This window comes from Tenacibaculum sediminilitoris (assembly GCF_964513795.1).
In the GTDB taxonomy this organism is placed as follows: domain Bacteria; phylum Bacteroidota; class Bacteroidia; order Flavobacteriales; family Flavobacteriaceae; genus Polaribacter; species Polaribacter sediminilitoris.
The window spans coordinates 124,447-141,988 of record NZ_CAZEQR010000049.1; the positions used below are offsets into that span (position 1 = coordinate 124,447).

16 protein-coding genes are annotated in these 17,542 nt (G+C 31.7%); 5 read left to right on the forward strand and 11 right to left on the reverse strand.

Going from position 1 to position 17,542, the window contains the following annotated elements; all coding sequences use genetic code 11:
• Window position 1: 1 nt before the first annotated feature.
• From ACKTSW_RS12735 to ACKTSW_RS12745, 3 genes are read right to left on the reverse strand one after another with little or no spacing between them, the layout of a single operon-like run.
• Window positions 2-697, reverse strand: coding sequence for a hypothetical protein (locus ACKTSW_RS12735; protein ID WP_408025626.1), 696 nt, complete (start codon window positions 695-697; stop codon window positions 2-4).
• Window positions 694-1,350, reverse strand: coding sequence for a hypothetical protein (locus tag ACKTSW_RS12740; protein WP_408025627.1), 657 nt, complete (start codon window positions 1,348-1,350; stop codon window positions 694-696). Before ACKTSW_RS12740 ends, ACKTSW_RS12735 begins: the two co-directional genes overlap by 4 nt.
• Window positions 1,351-1,360: 10 nt before the next feature.
• The gene (locus ACKTSW_RS12745; RefSeq protein WP_408025628.1) at window positions 1,361-1,699 is read right to left on the reverse strand and encodes a PadR family transcriptional regulator; all 339 of its coding nucleotides are present in this window, start codon (window positions 1,697-1,699) and stop codon (window positions 1,361-1,363) included.
• 144 nt (window positions 1,700-1,843) lie between these two features.
• On the opposite strand from ACKTSW_RS12745, the gene ACKTSW_RS12750 reads away from it, so the two are divergent.
• Together ACKTSW_RS12750 and ACKTSW_RS12755 are read left to right on the forward strand one after the other, a co-directional pair.
• Window positions 1,844-2,887, forward strand: coding sequence for a 2Fe-2S iron-sulfur cluster-binding protein (locus ACKTSW_RS12750; protein ID WP_408025629.1), 1,044 nt, complete (start codon window positions 1,844-1,846; stop codon window positions 2,885-2,887).
• A gap of 21 nt (window positions 2,888-2,908) precedes the next feature.
• Window positions 2,909-3,586, forward strand: coding sequence for a LysE family translocator (locus ACKTSW_RS12755; protein WP_408025630.1), 678 nt, complete (start codon window positions 2,909-2,911; stop codon window positions 3,584-3,586).
• Here the strand turns inward: ACKTSW_RS12755 and mgtE are convergent.
• The 4 genes from mgtE to ACKTSW_RS12775 form a co-directional block, all read right to left on the reverse strand.
• Entirely contained in the window at window positions 3,583-4,932 is a 1,350-nt protein-coding gene (mgtE, locus tag ACKTSW_RS12760) for a magnesium transporter (protein ID WP_408025631.1), read from the reverse strand. The two genes, ACKTSW_RS12755 and mgtE, sit on opposite strands and share 4 nt — an antisense overlap.
• Window positions 4,933-5,017: 85 nt before the next feature.
• Window positions 5,018-5,821: a 16S rRNA (adenine(1518)-N(6)/adenine(1519)-N(6))-dimethyltransferase RsmA gene (gene rsmA, locus ACKTSW_RS12765; protein WP_408025632.1), complete on the reverse strand. Its 804-nt coding sequence runs from the start codon at window positions 5,819-5,821 to the stop codon at window positions 5,018-5,020.
• Between the two features lie 164 nt (window positions 5,822-5,985).
• Entirely contained in the window at window positions 5,986-6,315 is a 330-nt protein-coding gene (locus ACKTSW_RS12770) for a DUF4286 family protein (RefSeq protein WP_408025633.1), read from the reverse strand.
• 62 nt (window positions 6,316-6,377) lie between these two features.
• Window positions 6,378-8,111: a tetratricopeptide repeat protein gene (locus ACKTSW_RS12775; RefSeq protein WP_408025634.1), complete on the reverse strand. Its 1,734-nt coding sequence runs from the start codon at window positions 8,109-8,111 to the stop codon at window positions 6,378-6,380.
• A 163-nt stretch (window positions 8,112-8,274) separates the two neighbouring features.
• Here ACKTSW_RS12775 and ACKTSW_RS12780 point away from each other — a divergent pair, with 163 nt between their 5' ends.
• The gene (locus tag ACKTSW_RS12780) at window positions 8,275-8,418 is read left to right on the forward strand and encodes a hypothetical protein (protein ID WP_408025635.1); all 144 of its coding nucleotides are present in this window, start codon (window positions 8,275-8,277) and stop codon (window positions 8,416-8,418) included.
• An 88-nt stretch (window positions 8,419-8,506) separates the two neighbouring features.
• Here the strand turns inward: ACKTSW_RS12780 and serS are convergent, their stop codons facing one another.
• Together serS and ACKTSW_RS12790 are read right to left on the reverse strand one after the other, a co-directional pair.
• The gene (serS, locus tag ACKTSW_RS12785; protein ID WP_408025636.1) at window positions 8,507-9,781 is read right to left on the reverse strand and encodes a serine--tRNA ligase; all 1,275 of its coding nucleotides are present in this window, start codon (window positions 9,779-9,781) and stop codon (window positions 8,507-8,509) included.
• A gap of 361 nt (window positions 9,782-10,142) precedes the next feature.
• Entirely contained in the window at window positions 10,143-11,069 is a 927-nt protein-coding gene (locus ACKTSW_RS12790; RefSeq protein ID WP_408025637.1) for a bifunctional riboflavin kinase/FAD synthetase, read from the reverse strand.
• Between the two features lie 192 nt (window positions 11,070-11,261).
• Here ACKTSW_RS12790 and ACKTSW_RS12795 point away from each other — a divergent pair, with 192 nt between their 5' ends.
• Together ACKTSW_RS12795 and ACKTSW_RS12800 are read left to right on the forward strand one after the other, a co-directional pair.
• Window positions 11,262-13,952: a TonB-dependent receptor gene (locus ACKTSW_RS12795; RefSeq protein WP_408025638.1), complete on the forward strand. Its 2,691-nt coding sequence runs from the start codon at window positions 11,262-11,264 to the stop codon at window positions 13,950-13,952.
• A gap of 11 nt (window positions 13,953-13,963) precedes the next feature.
• Window positions 13,964-15,613 (forward strand): G-D-S-L family lipolytic protein, encoded by a 1,650-nt coding sequence (locus ACKTSW_RS12800; protein WP_408025639.1) that lies wholly within the window; start codon window positions 13,964-13,966, stop codon window positions 15,611-15,613.
• Between the two features lie 33 nt (window positions 15,614-15,646).
• Here the strand turns inward: ACKTSW_RS12800 and ACKTSW_RS12805 are convergent, their stop codons facing one another.
• Complete coding sequence (locus ACKTSW_RS12805; protein ID WP_408025640.1) at window positions 15,647-15,874, reverse strand: hypothetical protein; 228 nt, start codon at window positions 15,872-15,874, stop codon at window positions 15,647-15,649.
• Between the two features lie 118 nt (window positions 15,875-15,992).
• Window positions 15,993-17,540: a glycine--tRNA ligase gene (locus tag ACKTSW_RS12810; protein ID WP_408025641.1), complete on the reverse strand. Its 1,548-nt coding sequence runs from the start codon at window positions 17,538-17,540 to the stop codon at window positions 15,993-15,995.
• Window positions 17,541-17,542 lie beyond the last annotated feature (2 nt).

Genomic DNA, 17,542 nt, shown 5'->3' on the forward strand with positions numbered 1-17,542 from the left:
CTTAACTGTTAGCAAATTTATATTCAGGATACTGCTCTTCGAGAAGTTCTTCAGCTTTTTTTGGGATTACTATAAGCGTAATGTAAGAGTATATTATTGTTAAAGTTAGTATTAAAGAAATTAGCAATGCTCCTAAATTAGAAGGAGTTTTTTCTATATGATTAAATACTTGGGGTAGATTAGAGGCAACCATAATACCTCCAAAAGAAGCTACGTTAAAAATCATATCTTCAAACATCCATTTTTTATTGTTTTTTTTAGTTCTTTTATTAAATTCCTTTTTCAGTTTAGTCACAAATAATAGGTCAAGTATAGCCAATATAAAAAGAGAACCGCCAACAATATAAACACCCATAGGAATTTGTATGAAATAGTAAAAGAAAAGAAAGATACTTGCTGTAAGTATTATTTTAGGAAGTTTAAACCACTCTTTAACATACTTCCAGAGTACTTTTCTATATTTTTTTCCAAGTTGTTTTTGCTTTTCCTCAACAACATCCATAAATCCAAAGACACCAAATTTTTTAAAAGACTTGTCACGTGCTTGTTCAAAAGTAAGTATTGGTGTTTCTTCCCAAATTTGTTCAATATCGTTGGCTAGGTGATCTACCAATTCAGTTTGTACGTCGTAATGTTCTACGTAGTGTTGACGTGTAAACCTGTAGAGTTGCTCTATATGTTGGTCGGTTAGTTTCATAAAGCTAATTCTTTTTTCATTTTCTCAACTTTAATTATGGCAGTTTTATAAACTTTATATCCCGTATAGGTTATAACATAAAACAAGGGAATGAAGATGAGGAAAAATAGTTTTTGAAAATTTTCAGATGATTCTTTGATAAATTGTAAAGGAAGATTAACTATAAGAAAAGGAAAAGAAAAATAGAATGTTCCATAGTCTAAGTTTACAGACCTTCCATAAGATTTTAATAATTGCTTTGTAGTGATTAAAAGAAAAGGAATTATAAGTAAAAGAAATAATGAGATACTTACTTTTGAAAAAGTATAATGATTCATTTGTTTTGAAATGAAATAATAAAGAAACGCAAGTAAAACAAAAGAAAGAGTGTTTTTAAAGGATTTAAAAAAGCGTATAATTTCTTTATAATATTTTCTTCTATACTTTGTATTAACATTTTTCCATCCCTCTTGATTTTCTTTACGTAAACTTTCTTGCCATCCTAACTTTTTTAAAGATTTTTCTAGTTCTATTTTAAAGTCATTAGTTGTTGCATTTTCTTCAATATCAGAAACAATATGATCTACCATTTCAACACGTAGATCCCAATATTTAATACCTTTTATTTTTAGACGGGTGTCAATTTTTTTGATTTGTTCTTTTGTTAACTCCATAGTTAAAAAATTACTCTAAACTAAATTTAGGGTTTACTAGTTGTTGCATGGTATTTAAAAACCCTTGCATCTCAGAAAGACGATTTACTGTTTCTTTAGTGCCACTTTCGGTAAGCTTGTAATACTTACGTAAGCGATTACCAACCTTAGCAACTTCAACGTCTAACAAGCCTTCTGCCTCTAGTTTGTGCAAAGCAGGGTACAAAGCCCCCTCAGTAATCTTCAATTCTCCTTTGGTAAGTTCTTTTACCCTTTGAGTGATTTCGTATCCGTACATTTTATCATTTTGAGCTAATAATTTCAAAATAATAGTTTGTAAAGAACCTTTATATAATTTCTGATTTCCCATAAGTTCGAAATTTTACCCTAAGATTCTTAGGTATACAAATATACATAATTTTCTTATGTATAAAAATCTTAGGTATATATTTTATATTAACCCTAACTTTTGTTCGTGTTGAGTTTGTTATTTTTGCATTTCAAATTTGATTACATGAGTACTTTTTATAAACTAACAATACAACAAATAATAAAGGAAACGAAAGATGCTGTTTCCATTCTTTTTAATGTTCCTGCAGACTTAAAGGACAAATTTCAATTTATTGCAGGGCAATACATTACATTAAAAGCAACAATACAAGGTGAGGAAGTGCGTAGAGCTTATTCTATTTGTGCATCACCAAAAAGCAATCAATTAAAAGTAGCGGTGAAAGCTGTAGAAAATGGAAAATTTTCAACGTTTGCAACCACTCAATTAAAAGAGGGAGATGAACTAGAGGTAGCAGTACCAGAGGGAAAATTTACGTTAACTCCAGAAGACAATAAAAATTACATTGCATTTACAGCAGGGAGTGGAATAACGCCTGTTTTATCAATGATTAAGTCAGTTTTAGAGGATTCCTTGTCAACATTTACTTTAGTGTACGGAAATAGAAGTATTGATACTACTATTTTTTACAATGATTTGAACTTATTACAACAAGAATATCCTAAACGATTTAACTTGCATTATGTGTATAGTAGAGAGCGTCAGGAAAACACTTTGTTTGGTAGAATTGATAGAGGACATGTAAATTATTTTGTAAAGAACCTTTATAAAGAAACTTCTTTTAATGCAGCCTTTTTATGTGGGCCAGAAGAAATGATTGAGCTAGCTTCTGAGACCCTAGAAGAAAACGGACTTGATAAAAAGGTTATTTATTTTGAGTTATTTACAGCTTCAACTACTGATGAAAACACAGACCAGATTAAAGAAGGAGAAGCGGAAATTACAGTATTACTAGATGATCAAGAAACTAGTTTTACAATGAAGCAAACCGATACGATTTTAGCTGCTAGTTTAAGAAATAAATTAGATGCTCCTTATTCTTGTCAAGGAGGGGTTTGTAGTAGTTGTATTGCAAAAATTACTGAAGGTAAAGCTGTTATGACTAAAAACTCCATTTTAACTGATGGAGAGTTAGAAGAAGGTTTGGTACTTACTTGTCAAGCGCATCCAACAACACAGAAAGTTGTCGTAGATTTTGATGATGTATAGGTAAAAACGTAACTTTATAGAATGGATTTTTACGACTTTAAAAGCGCATTTTTTGTAGGTGTTTTCATGGCTTTTATGATTGGCCCTGTTTTTTTTATGCTAATCAAAACTAGTATTTTAAAAGGAGCTAGAGCTGCTATTTCTTTTGATATAGGAGTGATTTTAGGAGATATTTCTTTTATGTTAATAGCTTATTTTGGAAGTAGAAGTTTACTAGAAAAAATAAAAGATGATCCACGTTTGTTTCTTATTGGTGGGTTGGTACTTATCGTTTACGGGTTAATTACCTACTTAGAAAAAAATAATAAAAAAGAAGCGAAAGCCCCTGATGTAATGTTGTTAGAAAGTAATAATTACTTAAAACTATTATTTAAAGGTTTTTTCTTAAACTTTATCAATATAGGAGTATTAGCCTTTTGGTTAGGATTAATTGTGGTAATAGGACCTACATACGATATGAATCCGAAGTACTTAGTTTGGTATTTTGGAACGGTAATAGTAGGATATGCTATTACAGATTTAGGGAAAATACTACTTGCAAAACAGCTGAAAAGTAAGTTGACGCCATTAGTTATTTACCGAATAAAAAGAGGAATGGGTGTGCTATTAATCGTTTTTGGAGCTGTATTAATGCTGAAAGGATTTATTCCTAAAAGTAAGATTGATAACCTAATTGAGAAGGTAGAGTCAACTGATTAAAAACCAATAATTATTTTTGCTATCCAAAAATAGATTAAAATCCCAAAAATATCATTACTGGTCGTAATAAAAGGACCAGTTGCAATTGCAGGATCAATGCCTTTCTTGTCTAAAAACAAAGGAATAAAAGTACCTACTAAACCAGCAACTATAATTACAGCAAAAAGAGAGATTGAAATAGCAGTAGCAATAATTATATCTGATTTCCAAACCCATACAAAGAAAAATAAAATAATAGCTAAAACAAGTCCGTTAACAGCAGCTAGAGACATTTCCTTGAGTAAGCGACTAGAAACACTTCCTTTTACATCATCATTAGCTAGCCCTTGTACGATTATCGCAGATGATTGAACCCCTACATTACCTGCCATAGCAGCAATAAGAGGGGTAAACATAAAAAGAATTGCATTTTCTTCTAAAGCACCTTCAAAAAACCCCATAATTCTCGCCGCTCCAATACCTCCTATTAAGCCTAAGAACAACCATGGTAGTCGAGCTCTAGTTAACTGTAGAATACTGTCTTCGGAGTCAACATCTTGGGTAATACCCGCGGCTAACTGGTAATCTTTTTCAGCCTCTTCTTTTATTACATCGACAATATCGTCAATGGTAATTCTTCCAACTAAAACTCCCAATTCATCTACTACAGGAATAGCCTCTAAATCATATTTACGCATTATATTGGCTACATCTTCTGCTTTATCATGAACATTGACAAAGTCTACTTTAGGAATATATACATCAGAAATTTTAGCACGAGTAGATGCCATTAATAGATCTTTTAACGACAAACGACCTTTTAATTTCCCTTCATCATTTACTACATAAATAGAATGAACTCTAGTAACTTCTTCGGCTTGTTGGCGCATTTTTTTTACACAAGTAAGTACATTCCAGTTTTCATTAACTTTTACAAGCTCTTTTGCCATCAAACCACCAGCAGAATCTTCATCATACCTTAATAATTCTACAATTTCTTTAGCATGCTCACGGTCTTCAATTTTCTGAATAACGTCTTGTTTTCGTTCTTCAGGAAGTTCGGCAATAACATCAGCAGCATCATCGGTATCAAGTTCGTCAATCTCTTCGGCAATTTCTTTTGCAGAAAGCTGTTCAAAAACTTTTTCACGAACTTCCTCATCAACTTCCATTAATACATCTGAAGTCGTTTCACTATCTAATAAACGAATAATATAAACGGCCTCTTCAAAAGAGAGTTCATCTATAACTTCAGCAATATCGGCATAGTGAATGTCTGAAAAAACCTCAGAAAGAGCGGTGTCTTTTTGGTTTTGGATGAGTTCTTGTACGTTTTCTAATAAGTCTTTAGTGATTTCTAATGCCATCGTGTGCAATTTTGCTCGATAATTGAGATTTGAATATTCCAGAATCTAATTCAAAAAGAAGACATGTTTTATTTAAAATAAACTCCTAACTATTGTTTTGAACTATTTTTTGTGTCAACTCAATGAATTTTTGTACCGATAATTGTTCGGGACGCATCGCAAATATAGGGTCTTCTTTTAAGGTATCCGAAAGATTGAAAGATTTTAAACTAGAACGCAACATTTTTCTTCGTTGATTGAAAGCAGTTTTTACTACTCTAAAAAATAATTTTTCATCAACAGGAAGAGTATAATTTTCTTTTCGTATAAACCTAATAACTCCAGAATCTACTTTTGGAGGTGGATTGAAGACTGAAGGCGGTACGGTAAATAAGTATTCTACATCATAAAAAGCCTGTGTTAGTACAGATAGAATTCCGTAAACTTTACTTCCTTCTTTTTCAGCAATTCGTTGAGCAACTTCTTTTTGAAACATTCCTGAAAACTCTGGAACAAACTCACGATTTTCAATAGCTTTAAAAACTATTTGAGAAGATATATTGTATGGGAAATTCCCTATAATAGCTACTTGTTGTCTGTTAAAGATTTCAATAAAGTTCTTTTTTAAAAAATCACCTTCAATAATGGTAAATTTTTCTTTTGAAGTATTTAATTTAAAATGTTCAACAGGAAAGGTTTTTTGTAAATAGGTAACTGACTCAGAATCTAACTCCATCACCGTAATTTTTGGCTTTTTTCCTAACAAATATTTAGTAAGAACTCCCATTCCAGGACCAATTTCCAATACGTTATCATATCCGTTTTCTGTTAACGAATCGGCGATTTTCTTAGCGATGTTTTCATCGTTTAAAAAATGTTGTCCTAAGTGTTTTTTTGCTCTTACGGTCATTTTTTGAAGTATCTACTTACTTGGTTTGTAATTTTAATGCTATAAACACTAGTCCAAAACCCATTTCACTAATAGTTTCTTAAGGTTCATTTCCAGAGTTGTTATGTCTTACCTTCCACCAATAGCAGTTGTAGTTATTAAGATAATTTCTTGTTATAATAAATTTAGTTGCTGTTCACTGCTGGAAAAAACTCATTAACTACTTTTAATTCAGTACGAAAGGCCAGCATTTTATCAGCAAATTTTTTCATACCATCATTACGTAGTTTTTCTGCACTGTGTTTATAGTAATTATCTAAATCTTCACGTGTTTTGGCAGTATATTGAATAGAGTAAGTAATTCCACCCATTTCTTCTTCAACCAGAACTTGAGTCATTTTTGCACTTAAAAAATGCCCTGTTGCTAATACTTCAGGTATATGACTTTCTATCCAAGTTAACCATTCTGCATGAATACTTTCATCTATATTTATTGTTACGTTATATATGTACATGATTGACTTTATTAAGCGTTATGATATTTATAAAAAATAAATAATTCAGCAAAATTAAGGAGTTAAACGTCATCTCCTCTTAGTTTTCTATACTTTTTTCGAGCTTCTACGAGATAGATGCTCGCAGGATGGTCAAAAATTATTTTCTGATAGTATTCTTTTGCTTTTTCTGAATTGTTTAATTCATAATTATACACTTCAGCTAAGTTATAATAAGCATCATCAACATATATCCCTTTGGGATCTAGGGTTATTATCTTATCATAATTCAAAATAGCTTGGTCGTACTGCTTTTTTTTAATAAATAATTGAGCTTGTTTGAACAAGGCTTCGTCTTCAATTGGTTGACCTTTATAATTAGTAATTAAGTTGTTCAAAATAGTAATTGCTTCATCGGTTTTATTTTGATAAGTTAATAAATCGGCTTTAGCATATTCTTTTAAGCCTGTGTCAGTACTATCTTTAGGTTCATTGTCTGAAATTGTTAAGAATAAATCAGCAGCATCGTTAGCAATGAGTTGTGTAGCTGATCCTTTTAAAACCTTTAGTTGAGCCTTTGCCCAAGTAAAGTCATTTTTAAAATAAGAAGCTTGTGCTACCTTAAAACGAGCTTCTTGACCTATGTAATGATTTTTAAATAGTGTTTGAACTTGAGAAAAGTAAATTAACCCTTTATTAAATTTACCCATAAAAACAAAAACATCACCAACTTTCAACTTTATTGTAGCTTTCATAAGATTTGAACTAGTAAATGTTAGTGCATTCTCTAAAATAACAGCTGCTTTTTTTGGGTTGTTTTTTGTAAAAGTTAAATAATTAGCATATTCTATTTGTGTGAAAAGAGTTTTGGAGTTAATTCCGTATTCTTTAAAAATAGTATTAAAACGTTCATCTATATCAGGTTGGCTTGTTGCGACAGCTATTTTTAAGTTATTGTTTATCGCTTTAAACTTATCTTTAGGATAATTAGTTTTTTCAATAACAAGATGAAAACACTCTTTAGCGGTTTCATAGTCTTTGTTTTCTAGAGCTATTTTACCCAAACTGTTAATTTTATCCAAATTATCTGGGTCTCTTGCAAGTAATGCTTTGTTTTGAATAAGGGCTTTGTTATATTGTTTTTGCCTAATAAACAACCAAGAAAGTAAATCATTCCAGATGTCTTTTGGGTTGCTTATTGATTTTCGTAATAGAGCTTTTTTAAATAAAATATTGTTTTCATTTTCTTTATCGTCAGTTAAATACCTTCCTGCATAGCGTTTAACATTATTTAGGTAGTTTTCATTTTTATCTACCAAATTAATATACGACTCAAACATTTGTTCAAAATTTCCTTTTTCACCATAAATCTGTGCCAGTTGAAATCCGTAATTAGCTTTAGGGTTGATTTCCATTGTTTTATTAAAAGCTTCAATGGCTAGATCTAACTTACTGTAGTTTTTAAACAATCCAGCAATTAAAGAACCATAGTTTGCTTTTTTATTGATAGATGTAATTGCTTTTTGGTAATTTTCATTAGCATCTTTAGTTTTTTCTTGACGTTCAAAATTATAACCAAGTATTACATATAGGTATGATAAATTGGGTTTTTCTTTTAATTTTTGAGTAAGTAAGTTTTCAGCGGTGATATATTGTTCAGTTTCCTGATAGGATGTGATTAATTTTTGTAAATAGGTAGTGTTGTATGGGCTTTGATTGTACAATTTTTTATACAACTGAATTGCTTTTTCATATTCATTATTTCTAAAATAATTTTCAGCAATAATAAAATCGTTTTGTTGAGCTTGACAAAACAAGTTAAAAATTAGTAGATTAAATAAAAAAACAACTTTTCTCATCTATCAAAAATACAGAACATAATTGTTAAAATACTATTAAAAGAGTTAGTTTTTTGAAAATCTGTGTAACATTTTGGCACGAACTTTGTCTTGTTAATAGAATAACTAAACAATGTAAACTATGAGAAATTTTTCGACACAATACGAGATGGCAAAACAAAACGCAAATGAGTATATGAGAAAAGGTCAAATAACTCAATACTTTGAAGCATTGTTAGAAATGAACAAATACAAGAGACTAATGGTAGCTGTGGTTGCCAACTAAACATATTTTTTAATGGGGATTAATTAATTTAAAAACCCAAGCATCTTAATTGAGGCTTGGGTTTTTTTATTTTGAAATCAAATATTGATTAATCAATCATATCAAAACCACAATAAGGAACTAGTACTTCTGGAATTTTAATACCACTCTCAGTTTGATAGTTTTCTAAAATACCTGCTAATACTCGTGGTAAAGCTAAAGAGCTTCCATTTAAAGTGTGTGCTAGTTGGCTCTTTCCTTCCTTGTTTTTAAAACGTAGCTTTAAACGATTTGCTTGAAAAGTTTCAAAATTAGAAGCCGAACTAATTTCTAACCAACGCTCTTGTGCTGTTGAGTATAATTCAAAATCGAATGTTAGAGCAGAAGTGAAACCTGTATCTCCACCACACAAACGTAGAATACGATATGGTAATTTTAATTCGCGTAAAATTTCTTTAATATGTTCTACCATTCCATTTAAAGCATTGTAAGAATTGCTAGGGTGTTCCACACGAACAATTTCTACCTTGTCAAACTGGTGTAAACGATTTAGACCACGAACATGTGCTCCGTAACTTCCAGCTTCACGACGGAAACAAGGAGTGTAACCTGTAACTGCAATTGGCAAATCGGTTTCTTTTACCAAATCACCTCTAAAGATATTAGTTACTGGAACTTCAGCAGTTGGAATTAAGTACAAATCATCACCAGTTACATGATACATTTGCCCTTCTTTATCAGGTAGTTGACCTGTTCCAAAACCAGAAGCTTCGTTCACTAAATATGGAACTTGTACTTCGTTATAACCAGCAGCAGTATTTTTATCTAAGAAATAATTAATTAAAGCACGTTGTAAACGAGCTCCTTTTCCTTTATATACAGGAAAACCAGCTCCAGTAATTTTAGCGCCTAAATCAAAATCAATAATATCATATTTCTTAGCCAATTCCCAATGAGGTAGGGCATTGTCTCCTAAATTAGGTATAATTCCTTCTTTAAAAACTTCTTCATTATCCTCTTCATTCTTTCCTGCTTTTACTGAAGGGTGAGGAATGTTAGGGATTTGGTATAATAGCTCGTTTAGTTTGTCTGCGGCAGCATTTAACTCTTCGGTTAATTGTTTAGATTGCTCTTTTAAGTCCCCTGTTTTTTCTTTTAATTGATTAGCTTCATCAACTTTACCAGATTTAAAAAGACCTCCAATTTCTTTGGATATTTTGTTTGATTCAGCTAAAATATTATCTAAAGAAACTTGTGTAGTTCTTCGCGTTTCATCAGCAGTTAATACTTCTTCAATAATTGTTTGGGCATTTGCAAAATTACGTTTTGCTAAACCCTCTAAAACAGTTTGTTTGTTTTCTCTAATAAACTGAACCTGTAACATCTTTTTAATTTTTAAGGAAATACAAAGATAAAAGAAGCAGTAGACTTAAGCAATGTGTTTTGTGTACTAAATTTTTTCGAACATCATAAAAAAATCTGATAGCGTAATATTAAAATAATCACATATTTTTTAAGGGTAGTAATGGTAATATTTGTTTTATTCTAGCCATTTGTATTCTAGTATTAATATAAAATTTGCTTGCAGTAATATGATATACTTCTTTATAAACTTTTTACAGAAAGGGCTACCTTTTTAAGATTATCTCTTTTTTAGCATCATTCTTATTTGATACAAACTACAAACTCTTAAAAAATATGAATTACGTAATGACAAGCCTGTCATTATAAAGGTTTTAAAAGAATTAACTTTTTAAAAAGAGTATTGAATTTTGCTTGTCTTTTTTTAGCTGATAAATTAAATCAGATACAGAATCGAATTTTTGCTCGTTTCTTAAATAGTAAAGTAGTTCGATTGTCAATTCTTTACCATATAAATTTTTATTGAAGTCGAAATAATGCACTTCAATTGTTTGGTGTTTACCGTTTACCGTTGGTCTGTTACCAATATTCATCATTCCATAAACAATATTGTTGTCAATCATAGATTTTACAATGTAAACACCTGTTTTAGGAATTAATTTATAGTCCTCAGGTACATTAATATTTGCTGTAGGAAAACCTATTTTTCCACCTAACTGTTTTCCGTTTACAACTTTTCCAGTAAGTGAAAAATTATATCCTAAATAATTATTAGCAGTTTTTAAATGCCCATCTGCAAGTGCTTTTCTAATTTTGGTAGAACTAACAGCTACTTCATCAATATCTTGTGCAGGAATTTCTTCAACTATAAAATCATATAGTTGAGAGTACTCTGTTAATTGTTCGATATTACCCTCTCTGTTTTTTCCAAAATGATGATCATATCCAATAATCAGTTTTGAAATATTTAGTTGGTTAACTAAGATATCACGAACAAAATCTAAAGCAGTAAGCCTTGAAAACTTTTTACTAAAAGGATGGATAATTAAATAATCTAACCCTAGTTTTTCAAGATGTTGTGCTCTTTCGTTAATGGTGTTAATCAACTTAATAGAAACATCTTTTTGTAACACCATTCTTGGATGAGGAAAAAATGTTAATAGCACTGATTTTTTATTGTTAGACCTTGCTTCATCAACCAATTTTTTTATAATTTTTTGATGCCCAATGTGAACCCCATCAAAAGTACCAATAGTTACCATAGTTTTTTGAGTAGGAATAAGATCAAAAATAGAATATATAATTTCCAAGGCTACAAATAAATTTAAGCAAAAATACAATTTGTATGAAACGAATAATAATAAATTAAAAAATAAAAATAAAATTAAGTATTGATAAAGTTAGTCTCTTTAAATTAGTATAATTATAAAAAAAGAAGCTAAATATTTCGCAAATGAAAAAAAATTGTATTTTGCACTACAGTTAACAAATTATTTTACATTATGATGAAAAAACTATTACTTGTTGCATTTGTGCTATTTGGTACTGCAATAATGGTTGCTCAGACTACCATTACAGGTACGGTCAATGATGCATCTCTTGGTGAACCATTACCAGGGGCAAACATTAAGGTTTCGAGAAAATCAGTAGGAACTTCTACTGACTTTGATGGTAAGTTTACTATGACAGTAACAGATATCCCTCCGTTTACCATTGAAATCTCTTCTTTAGGATATCAAACTAAAACAGTTGAAATAACAAAAAACAATCAAGTTGTTGAGGTTAGTTTAACAGAAAATGCTACTTCTTTAGATGAAGTAGTTATATCGGCTTCGAGAACTCCAGAGCGTGTTATGGAATCTCCAGTAACAATTGAGCGTTTTGATTCAAGAGCAATTAAAAATACTGCCTCAGCATCGTATTATGATGGGTTAGAGAACTTAAAAGGAGTTGATATTAACTCTGGTGGTCTAACTTTTAAAACGGTAAATACACGTGGTTTTGCTACGTTTGGTAATGAGCGTTTTGTGCAGTTGGTTGATGGAATGGATAATGCTTCTCCAGCACTAAACTTTGCGATTGGAAATTTATTAGGGATTTCTGAAGTAGATGTTAAAAGTGTTGAAATTTTACCTGGAGCAGCTTCGGCTTTATATGGTGCCAATGCATTTAACGGTATCATGTTAATGCGTAGTGAGAATCCGTTTAATGAACAAGGAATTAGTGTTGGTTTAAAGACTGGTTTAACAAGTCAAGAAGCAGCAGGAGATAATGGTTATTATGATGCTACTATTAAAATGGCACATGCTTTTGATGATTATTTCGCAGCTAAAGCTAGTTTTTCATTTTTAAAGGGTGAAGAATGGCATGCAACTGATTACAGAAATACTACTGGTATTGGGGGTACATATATTCCTGGAACCAGTCATAATGACAACCCAAACTATGATGGAGTGAATGTATATGGAGATGAGGTTTCTGTTAATTTAGGCGGAGCTATCGGGCAAGTAAGTAGAACAGGGTATAGAGAAGTAGACTTAATGTCTAACGAAGCTAAAAGTGTAAAATTCAATGGAGCTATTCACTATCGTCCGTTAGGAAATGACCGTGTTGAAATAATTTGGAACTCTAAATATGGTAGAGGTAACACTATTTATCAAGGTCAAAACCGTTATAATTTAGCTAACTTCTTTATGGAACAACATAAATTAGAAGTAAGAGGTAAAAACTTTTTCATAAGAGGATATTATGCAGGAGAAGATGCAGGAGATTCGTATGACACTCGTTTCGCTGCAATTAACATAAATAGTAAATGGAAACCTAATACCAATTGGTTTGGTGAATATGCAAAAGCATATTTAGTGTCTGGTTCTCACGAAGTGGCGAGAGCGGTAGCTGACACAGGAAGACCAGAACCAGGTTCAGCAGAGTTTACAAGGCTGTTTAATGAAGTAACTTCAGATTCTGATTTATTAACAGGTTCAAAGTTTAGAGACAATACAAGTTATTATCATGCAGATGGGAATTTAAATTTACGTGACTATATTGATTGGGCAGAAGTTCAAGTAGGTGGGTCTTATAGACAATATAGATTAAATTCTTATGGAACTATTTATACAGATAGTGATGGTCCAATTAAATATGGTGAATATGGGATTTATACTCAAATTCAAAAGAAAATGATGGATGACCGTTTAAAGTTTACTGGGTCTATTCGTTATGATAAATCAGATAACTTTGATGGAAACTTTACACCAAGAGTTTCATTAGCGTATGCAGCAGGAGAAAATAAGAACCATAACTTTAGAGCATCTTTCCAAACAGGTTTTCGTAACCCAACAACACAAGACCAGTATATAGGTTTAGCAACTGGAGCAGGGTTTATCTTAGGAACAGCACCAGACAATATTGGGCGTTTTTCTGCACCAGCAATAACAACAACAGGAAGTTTTGTTTTAACAGGTCAAGATGTATTTGATAGAGGATATTCAGCGAACTCAATTGCAAATGGAAATCCTACACTAGCAACAACTGATTTAGTAGAACCAGAAAAAGTAAAGTCTTTTGAGGTTGGTTATCGTGCTGCTCTTCCATTAGGAGAAAACAAGTTAACCATTGATTTTAGTACATATTATAATATGTATTCTGACTTTATTTCAAATAAAGATGTAGTTGTATTAGTAGACCCAAATACACCTGTTACAGTAAATAACCTAACTAATAGAGATTTAGTGAGAACTTTTAGTGTAAAGACAAACTCAACTGTTGATGTAGATTCTTATGGGTTAGGTTTAGGATTAAATACTAAAGTGTTTAATGGGTTTGATGTTGGGTTAAGCTATACATGGTCTAGATTTGATTTTGATCAAGCTGCAGACCCTGATTTTGAAGCTGGATTTAATACTCCAGAGCATAAGGTTAAGATGCAATTTGGACATCCAAATTTATTTGAAAACTTTGGGTTTAATATAAGTGCTCGTTGGCAAAATGAATTTTATTGGCAGTCTACATTCCTAGAAGGAAATGTAGAAGAAAGAACAGTATTAGATGCTCAGATTAACTATTCTGTTCCTTCAATTAAATCAGTATTTAAAGTAGGAGGGTCTAATTTAACAGGAAAAGAATATTTAAGTGCACCAGGAGTAGGAGCAGTAGGTTCTCAGTACTATATTTCTTGGACTATCAATAACTAAAAAAAGAAACAATGAAAAATACAATTAAATATACTTTTTTATCTGCATTATTTTTAGGTTTTGCCGCCTGTGATGTAGATAATACATTACCAGAAATTAAAGGTGAAGCAGAGAGTACAATAGCATTGCAAGCAGGTAGTGCAGATTTTTCTAAATATGTGTCAATAGGAGCTTCTTTTACAGCAGGTTTCACTGATGGGGCTTTATTCAAAGCATCTCAAGAAAATTCTTTTCCAAACATTTTAGCTAATAAGTTTGCTATGGTAGGCGGTGGAAGTTTTACACAACCTTTAATGAACGATAATATAGGTGGTTTTTTAATAAACGGTGAGGAAAAAGCTGAACCAAGATTTTATTTTAATGGATCAGGGCCTACAAGGTTATCAGCGGTGCCAACTACAGAAATAGGTAATATACAAGCTGGACCTTACAGCAATATGGGTGTACCAGGATTAAAAAGTTTCCATTTAGGAGTAGAAGGCTACGGAGCGTTAGTTGCTTTACCTAATGCGAATCCCTACTATGTAAGAATGGCTTCTGCACCAATGGCAAGTGTTATGCAAGATGTGCTAATGCAACAACCAACATTTTTTACGTTATCTGAAATTGGCGGGAATGATGTATTAGGATATTCTATTGCTGGAGGAGCAGGAGAAGATCATAATGAAACAGAGAATTTAAATCCTGCTACATATGGAGTAAATGATATTACAAATTCAAATGTTTTTGCTTCTGTTTTTTCAGGAACTGTTGATGCTTTAACTGCGAGTGGAGCAAAAGGAGTCGTAGCTAATTTACCTTATGTTACTTCGTTACCTTACTTCACTACGGTACCTTATGCACCTCTAGATCCAAGCAATCCTGATTTTGGAGCGCAGATACCAACGTTAAATAACGTTTTTGGGGCAATTAATGGAGTTTTTCAAGCTATAGGAGTTCCTGAAAGATCTATAGTATTTGCAACAGATGCTGCAAGTCCAGTAGTTATTAAAGATGAATCATTAGAAGATAAAACAGCTCAAATTATAGGAGCTTTATTAGCAAGTCCTACTTTTCCACCTTTTGTAGCTAGTTTTGGTTTACCTACAGACGCGACTACATTACAAAAAGTAGCTGGATTATTAGGAACTTATTACGGCCAAGCAAGACAAGCGACTGAAGAAGATTTATTAGTATTACCTAGCAGTACTATCATTGGTACTGTAAATACGAACTCAGTTGGTTTTTTAATGTCACAAGGTTTACCACAACAATTAGCAGGACAGTTTTCTGTTGAGGGAGTTTCTTTGCCTCTTGAAGATAAATGGGTGTTAACTCAAGATGAAGTGACAAGAGTTAAAACAGCTACAGACTCTTATAACAATACTATTAAATCTATAGCTGAAGCAAAAGGATTGGCTTTTGTAGATTTTAAAGGTATTTTACAAGAAGCGTCTACGGTAGGTTTAGAGTTCGGAAACTATAATATGAACACTAGTTTAGTAACTGGAGGTTTAGTTGGTTTAGATGGAGTTCATTTAACAGCAAGAGGATATGCATTAATGGCTAATAAAATGTTAGCCGCGATTGATACAACGTATGGATCTAACTTTACAGAAGGAAAAGATGGTTTAGCAAAACCAGATGATTACCCAACAAATTACTCGCCTACATTACAATAGTGCGCCATAAATAAAATTAAGAAAAGCTGAAGATTAATCTTCAGCTTTTTTTTTGTCTTTATTAGAGTTCATAACATACTTTTTATACTTGCCATCTTTGTATCTATAGTAGATAAATAAAGGCATTAATATAAAGGACATGTATAAAACACCTAAGCCCATTACAATTTGTGCTTTAGGATGCTTTGTGTTTAAAAGATAAGCTCCCACAATCATCCAAATTAAAAAGATGATGAATAATATTTTAAGTATAGTTTTCATCTGTTAGTTTACTATTAAAGCTCTTATATAATATTAAGACTTGTAAAGTTATTTGCTACTGCAAAAATAAAAATCCTAAACGGTTACGTTTAGGATTTTTATTTTATTGTTATAAGACTTATACTTCCATTTTTCGTAACCAAGAGCGTATATCTACATCTTGTTTAATAATGTTGCTTAATTCTTCTATTTTAACTCGTTTTTGCTCCATAGTATCTCTATGACGAATGGTAACAGTATTGTCTTCTAAAGTATCATGATCTACAGTGATACAAAAAGGAGTACCATTTGCATCTTGACGACGATAACGACGCCCTACAGCATCTTTTTCATCATAAACAACATTGAAGTCCCATTTTAATTCATCAACAATTTTACGAGCAATTTCTGGTAATCCATCCTTTTTAACTAAAGGTAAAATAGCAGCTTTTGTTGGTGCTAAAACAGCAGGCAGTTTTAAAACTGTTCTTGTAGTACCATTCTCTAGTTCTTCTTCTTGTAAAGAGTTAGAGAAAACAGCTAAGAACATTCTGTCTAAACCAATAGATGTTTCTACTACGTATGGTACATAACTAGTATTGTCTTCATGATCGAAGTACTGAAGTTTTTTACCAGAGAATTTTTCGTGTTGACTTAAATCAAAATCAGTACGAGAATGAATTCCTTCTAGCTCTTTAAAACCAAAAGGAAACTTAAACTCAATATCAGCAGCAGCATCAGCATAATGTGCTAGCTTGTCGTGGTCATGGAAACGATAGTTTTCTGCTCCCATTCCTAAAGACATATGCCATTTTAAACGAGTGTCTTTCCATTTTTCATACCATTCTTTTTGAGTTCCAGGCTTTACAAAAAATTGCATTTCCATTTGCTCAAATTCACGCATTCTAAAAATAAACTGACGTGCGACAATTTCATTACGAAAGGCTTTACCAGTTTGTGCAATTCCGAAAGGAATTTTCATACGTCCGGTTTTTTGTACGTTTAAGAAGTTTACAAAAATCCCTTGAGCTGTTTCTGGACGTAAATATACTTGAGTTGAGCTATCAGCTGAAGCTCCAAGTTGCGTTCCAAACATTAAGTTAAATTGCTTAACTTCTGTCCAGTTTTTTGAGCCAGAAACAGGGCATGTAATGCCTAAATCTATAATTAAGTTTCTAAACCCTTCTAAATCATTTTCTTCCTGAACTCTAGTTAGTTCAACGGTAATCTCATCAATTTGCTTTTGACGTCTTAAAACGTTAGGATTTGTACTTCTAAATTCGTCTTCATTAAAAGCATCACCAAAACGTTTTTTGGCTTTAGTAATATCTTTTTGAATTTTTTCGTTGATTTTTTCCCTATAATCTTCAACTAAAACATCAGCTCTATAACGTTTTTTTGAATCTTTATTATCTATTAGGGGGTCGTTGAAAGCATCAACATGACCTGAGGCTTTCCAAGTAGTTGGGTGCATTAGTATTGATGCATCAATACCTACAATATTTTCATGCATTTGCACCATTGCTTTCCACCAATAATCACGAATATTTTTCTTTAACTCTACTCCGTTTTGAGCGTAATCGTACACAGCACTTAAACCATCATAAATTTCAGATGATTGAAATACATAACCGTATTCTTTTGCGTGCGATAATACCTTTTTAAATTGATCTTCTTGTTTTGCCATGT

Bases quoted from the DNA above. Each gene is read 5' to 3' on its own strand.
- ACKTSW_RS12735 (WP_408025626.1), bottom strand. From the start codon at position 697: ATGAAACTAACCGACCAACATATAGAGCAACTCTACAGGTTTACACGT.
- ACKTSW_RS12740 (WP_408025627.1), bottom strand. From the start codon at position 1,350: ATGGAGTTAACAAAAGAACAAATCAAAAAAATTGACACCCGTCTAAAA.
- ACKTSW_RS12745 (WP_408025628.1), bottom strand. From the start codon at position 1,699: ATGGGAAATCAGAAATTATATAAAGGTTCTTTACAAACTATTATTTTG.
- ACKTSW_RS12750 (WP_408025629.1), top strand. From the start codon at position 1,844: ATGAGTACTTTTTATAAACTAACAATACAACAAATAATAAAGGAAACG.
- ACKTSW_RS12755 (WP_408025630.1), top strand. From the start codon at position 2,909: ATGGATTTTTACGACTTTAAAAGCGCATTTTTTGTAGGTGTTTTCATG.
- mgtE (WP_408025631.1), bottom strand. From the start codon at position 4,932: ATGGCATTAGAAATCACTAAAGACTTATTAGAAAACGTACAAGAACTC.
- rsmA (WP_408025632.1), bottom strand. From the start codon at position 5,821: ATGACCGTAAGAGCAAAAAAACACTTAGGACAACATTTTTTAAACGAT.
- ACKTSW_RS12770 (WP_408025633.1), bottom strand. From the start codon at position 6,315: ATGTACATATATAACGTAACAATAAATATAGATGAAAGTATTCATGCA.
- ACKTSW_RS12780 (WP_408025635.1), top strand. From the start codon at position 8,275: ATGAGAAATTTTTCGACACAATACGAGATGGCAAAACAAAACGCAAAT.
- serS (WP_408025636.1), bottom strand. From the start codon at position 9,781: ATGTTACAGGTTCAGTTTATTAGAGAAAACAAACAAACTGTTTTAGAG.
- ACKTSW_RS12795 (WP_408025638.1), top strand. From the start codon at position 11,262: ATGATGAAAAAACTATTACTTGTTGCATTTGTGCTATTTGGTACTGCA.
- ACKTSW_RS12800 (WP_408025639.1), top strand. From the start codon at position 13,964: ATGAAAAATACAATTAAATATACTTTTTTATCTGCATTATTTTTAGGT.
- ACKTSW_RS12805 (WP_408025640.1), bottom strand. From the start codon at position 15,874: ATGAAAACTATACTTAAAATATTATTCATCATCTTTTTAATTTGGATG.
- ACKTSW_RS12810 (WP_408025641.1), bottom strand. From the start codon at position 17,540: ATGGCAAAACAAGAAGATCAATTTAAAAAGGTATTATCGCACGCAAAA.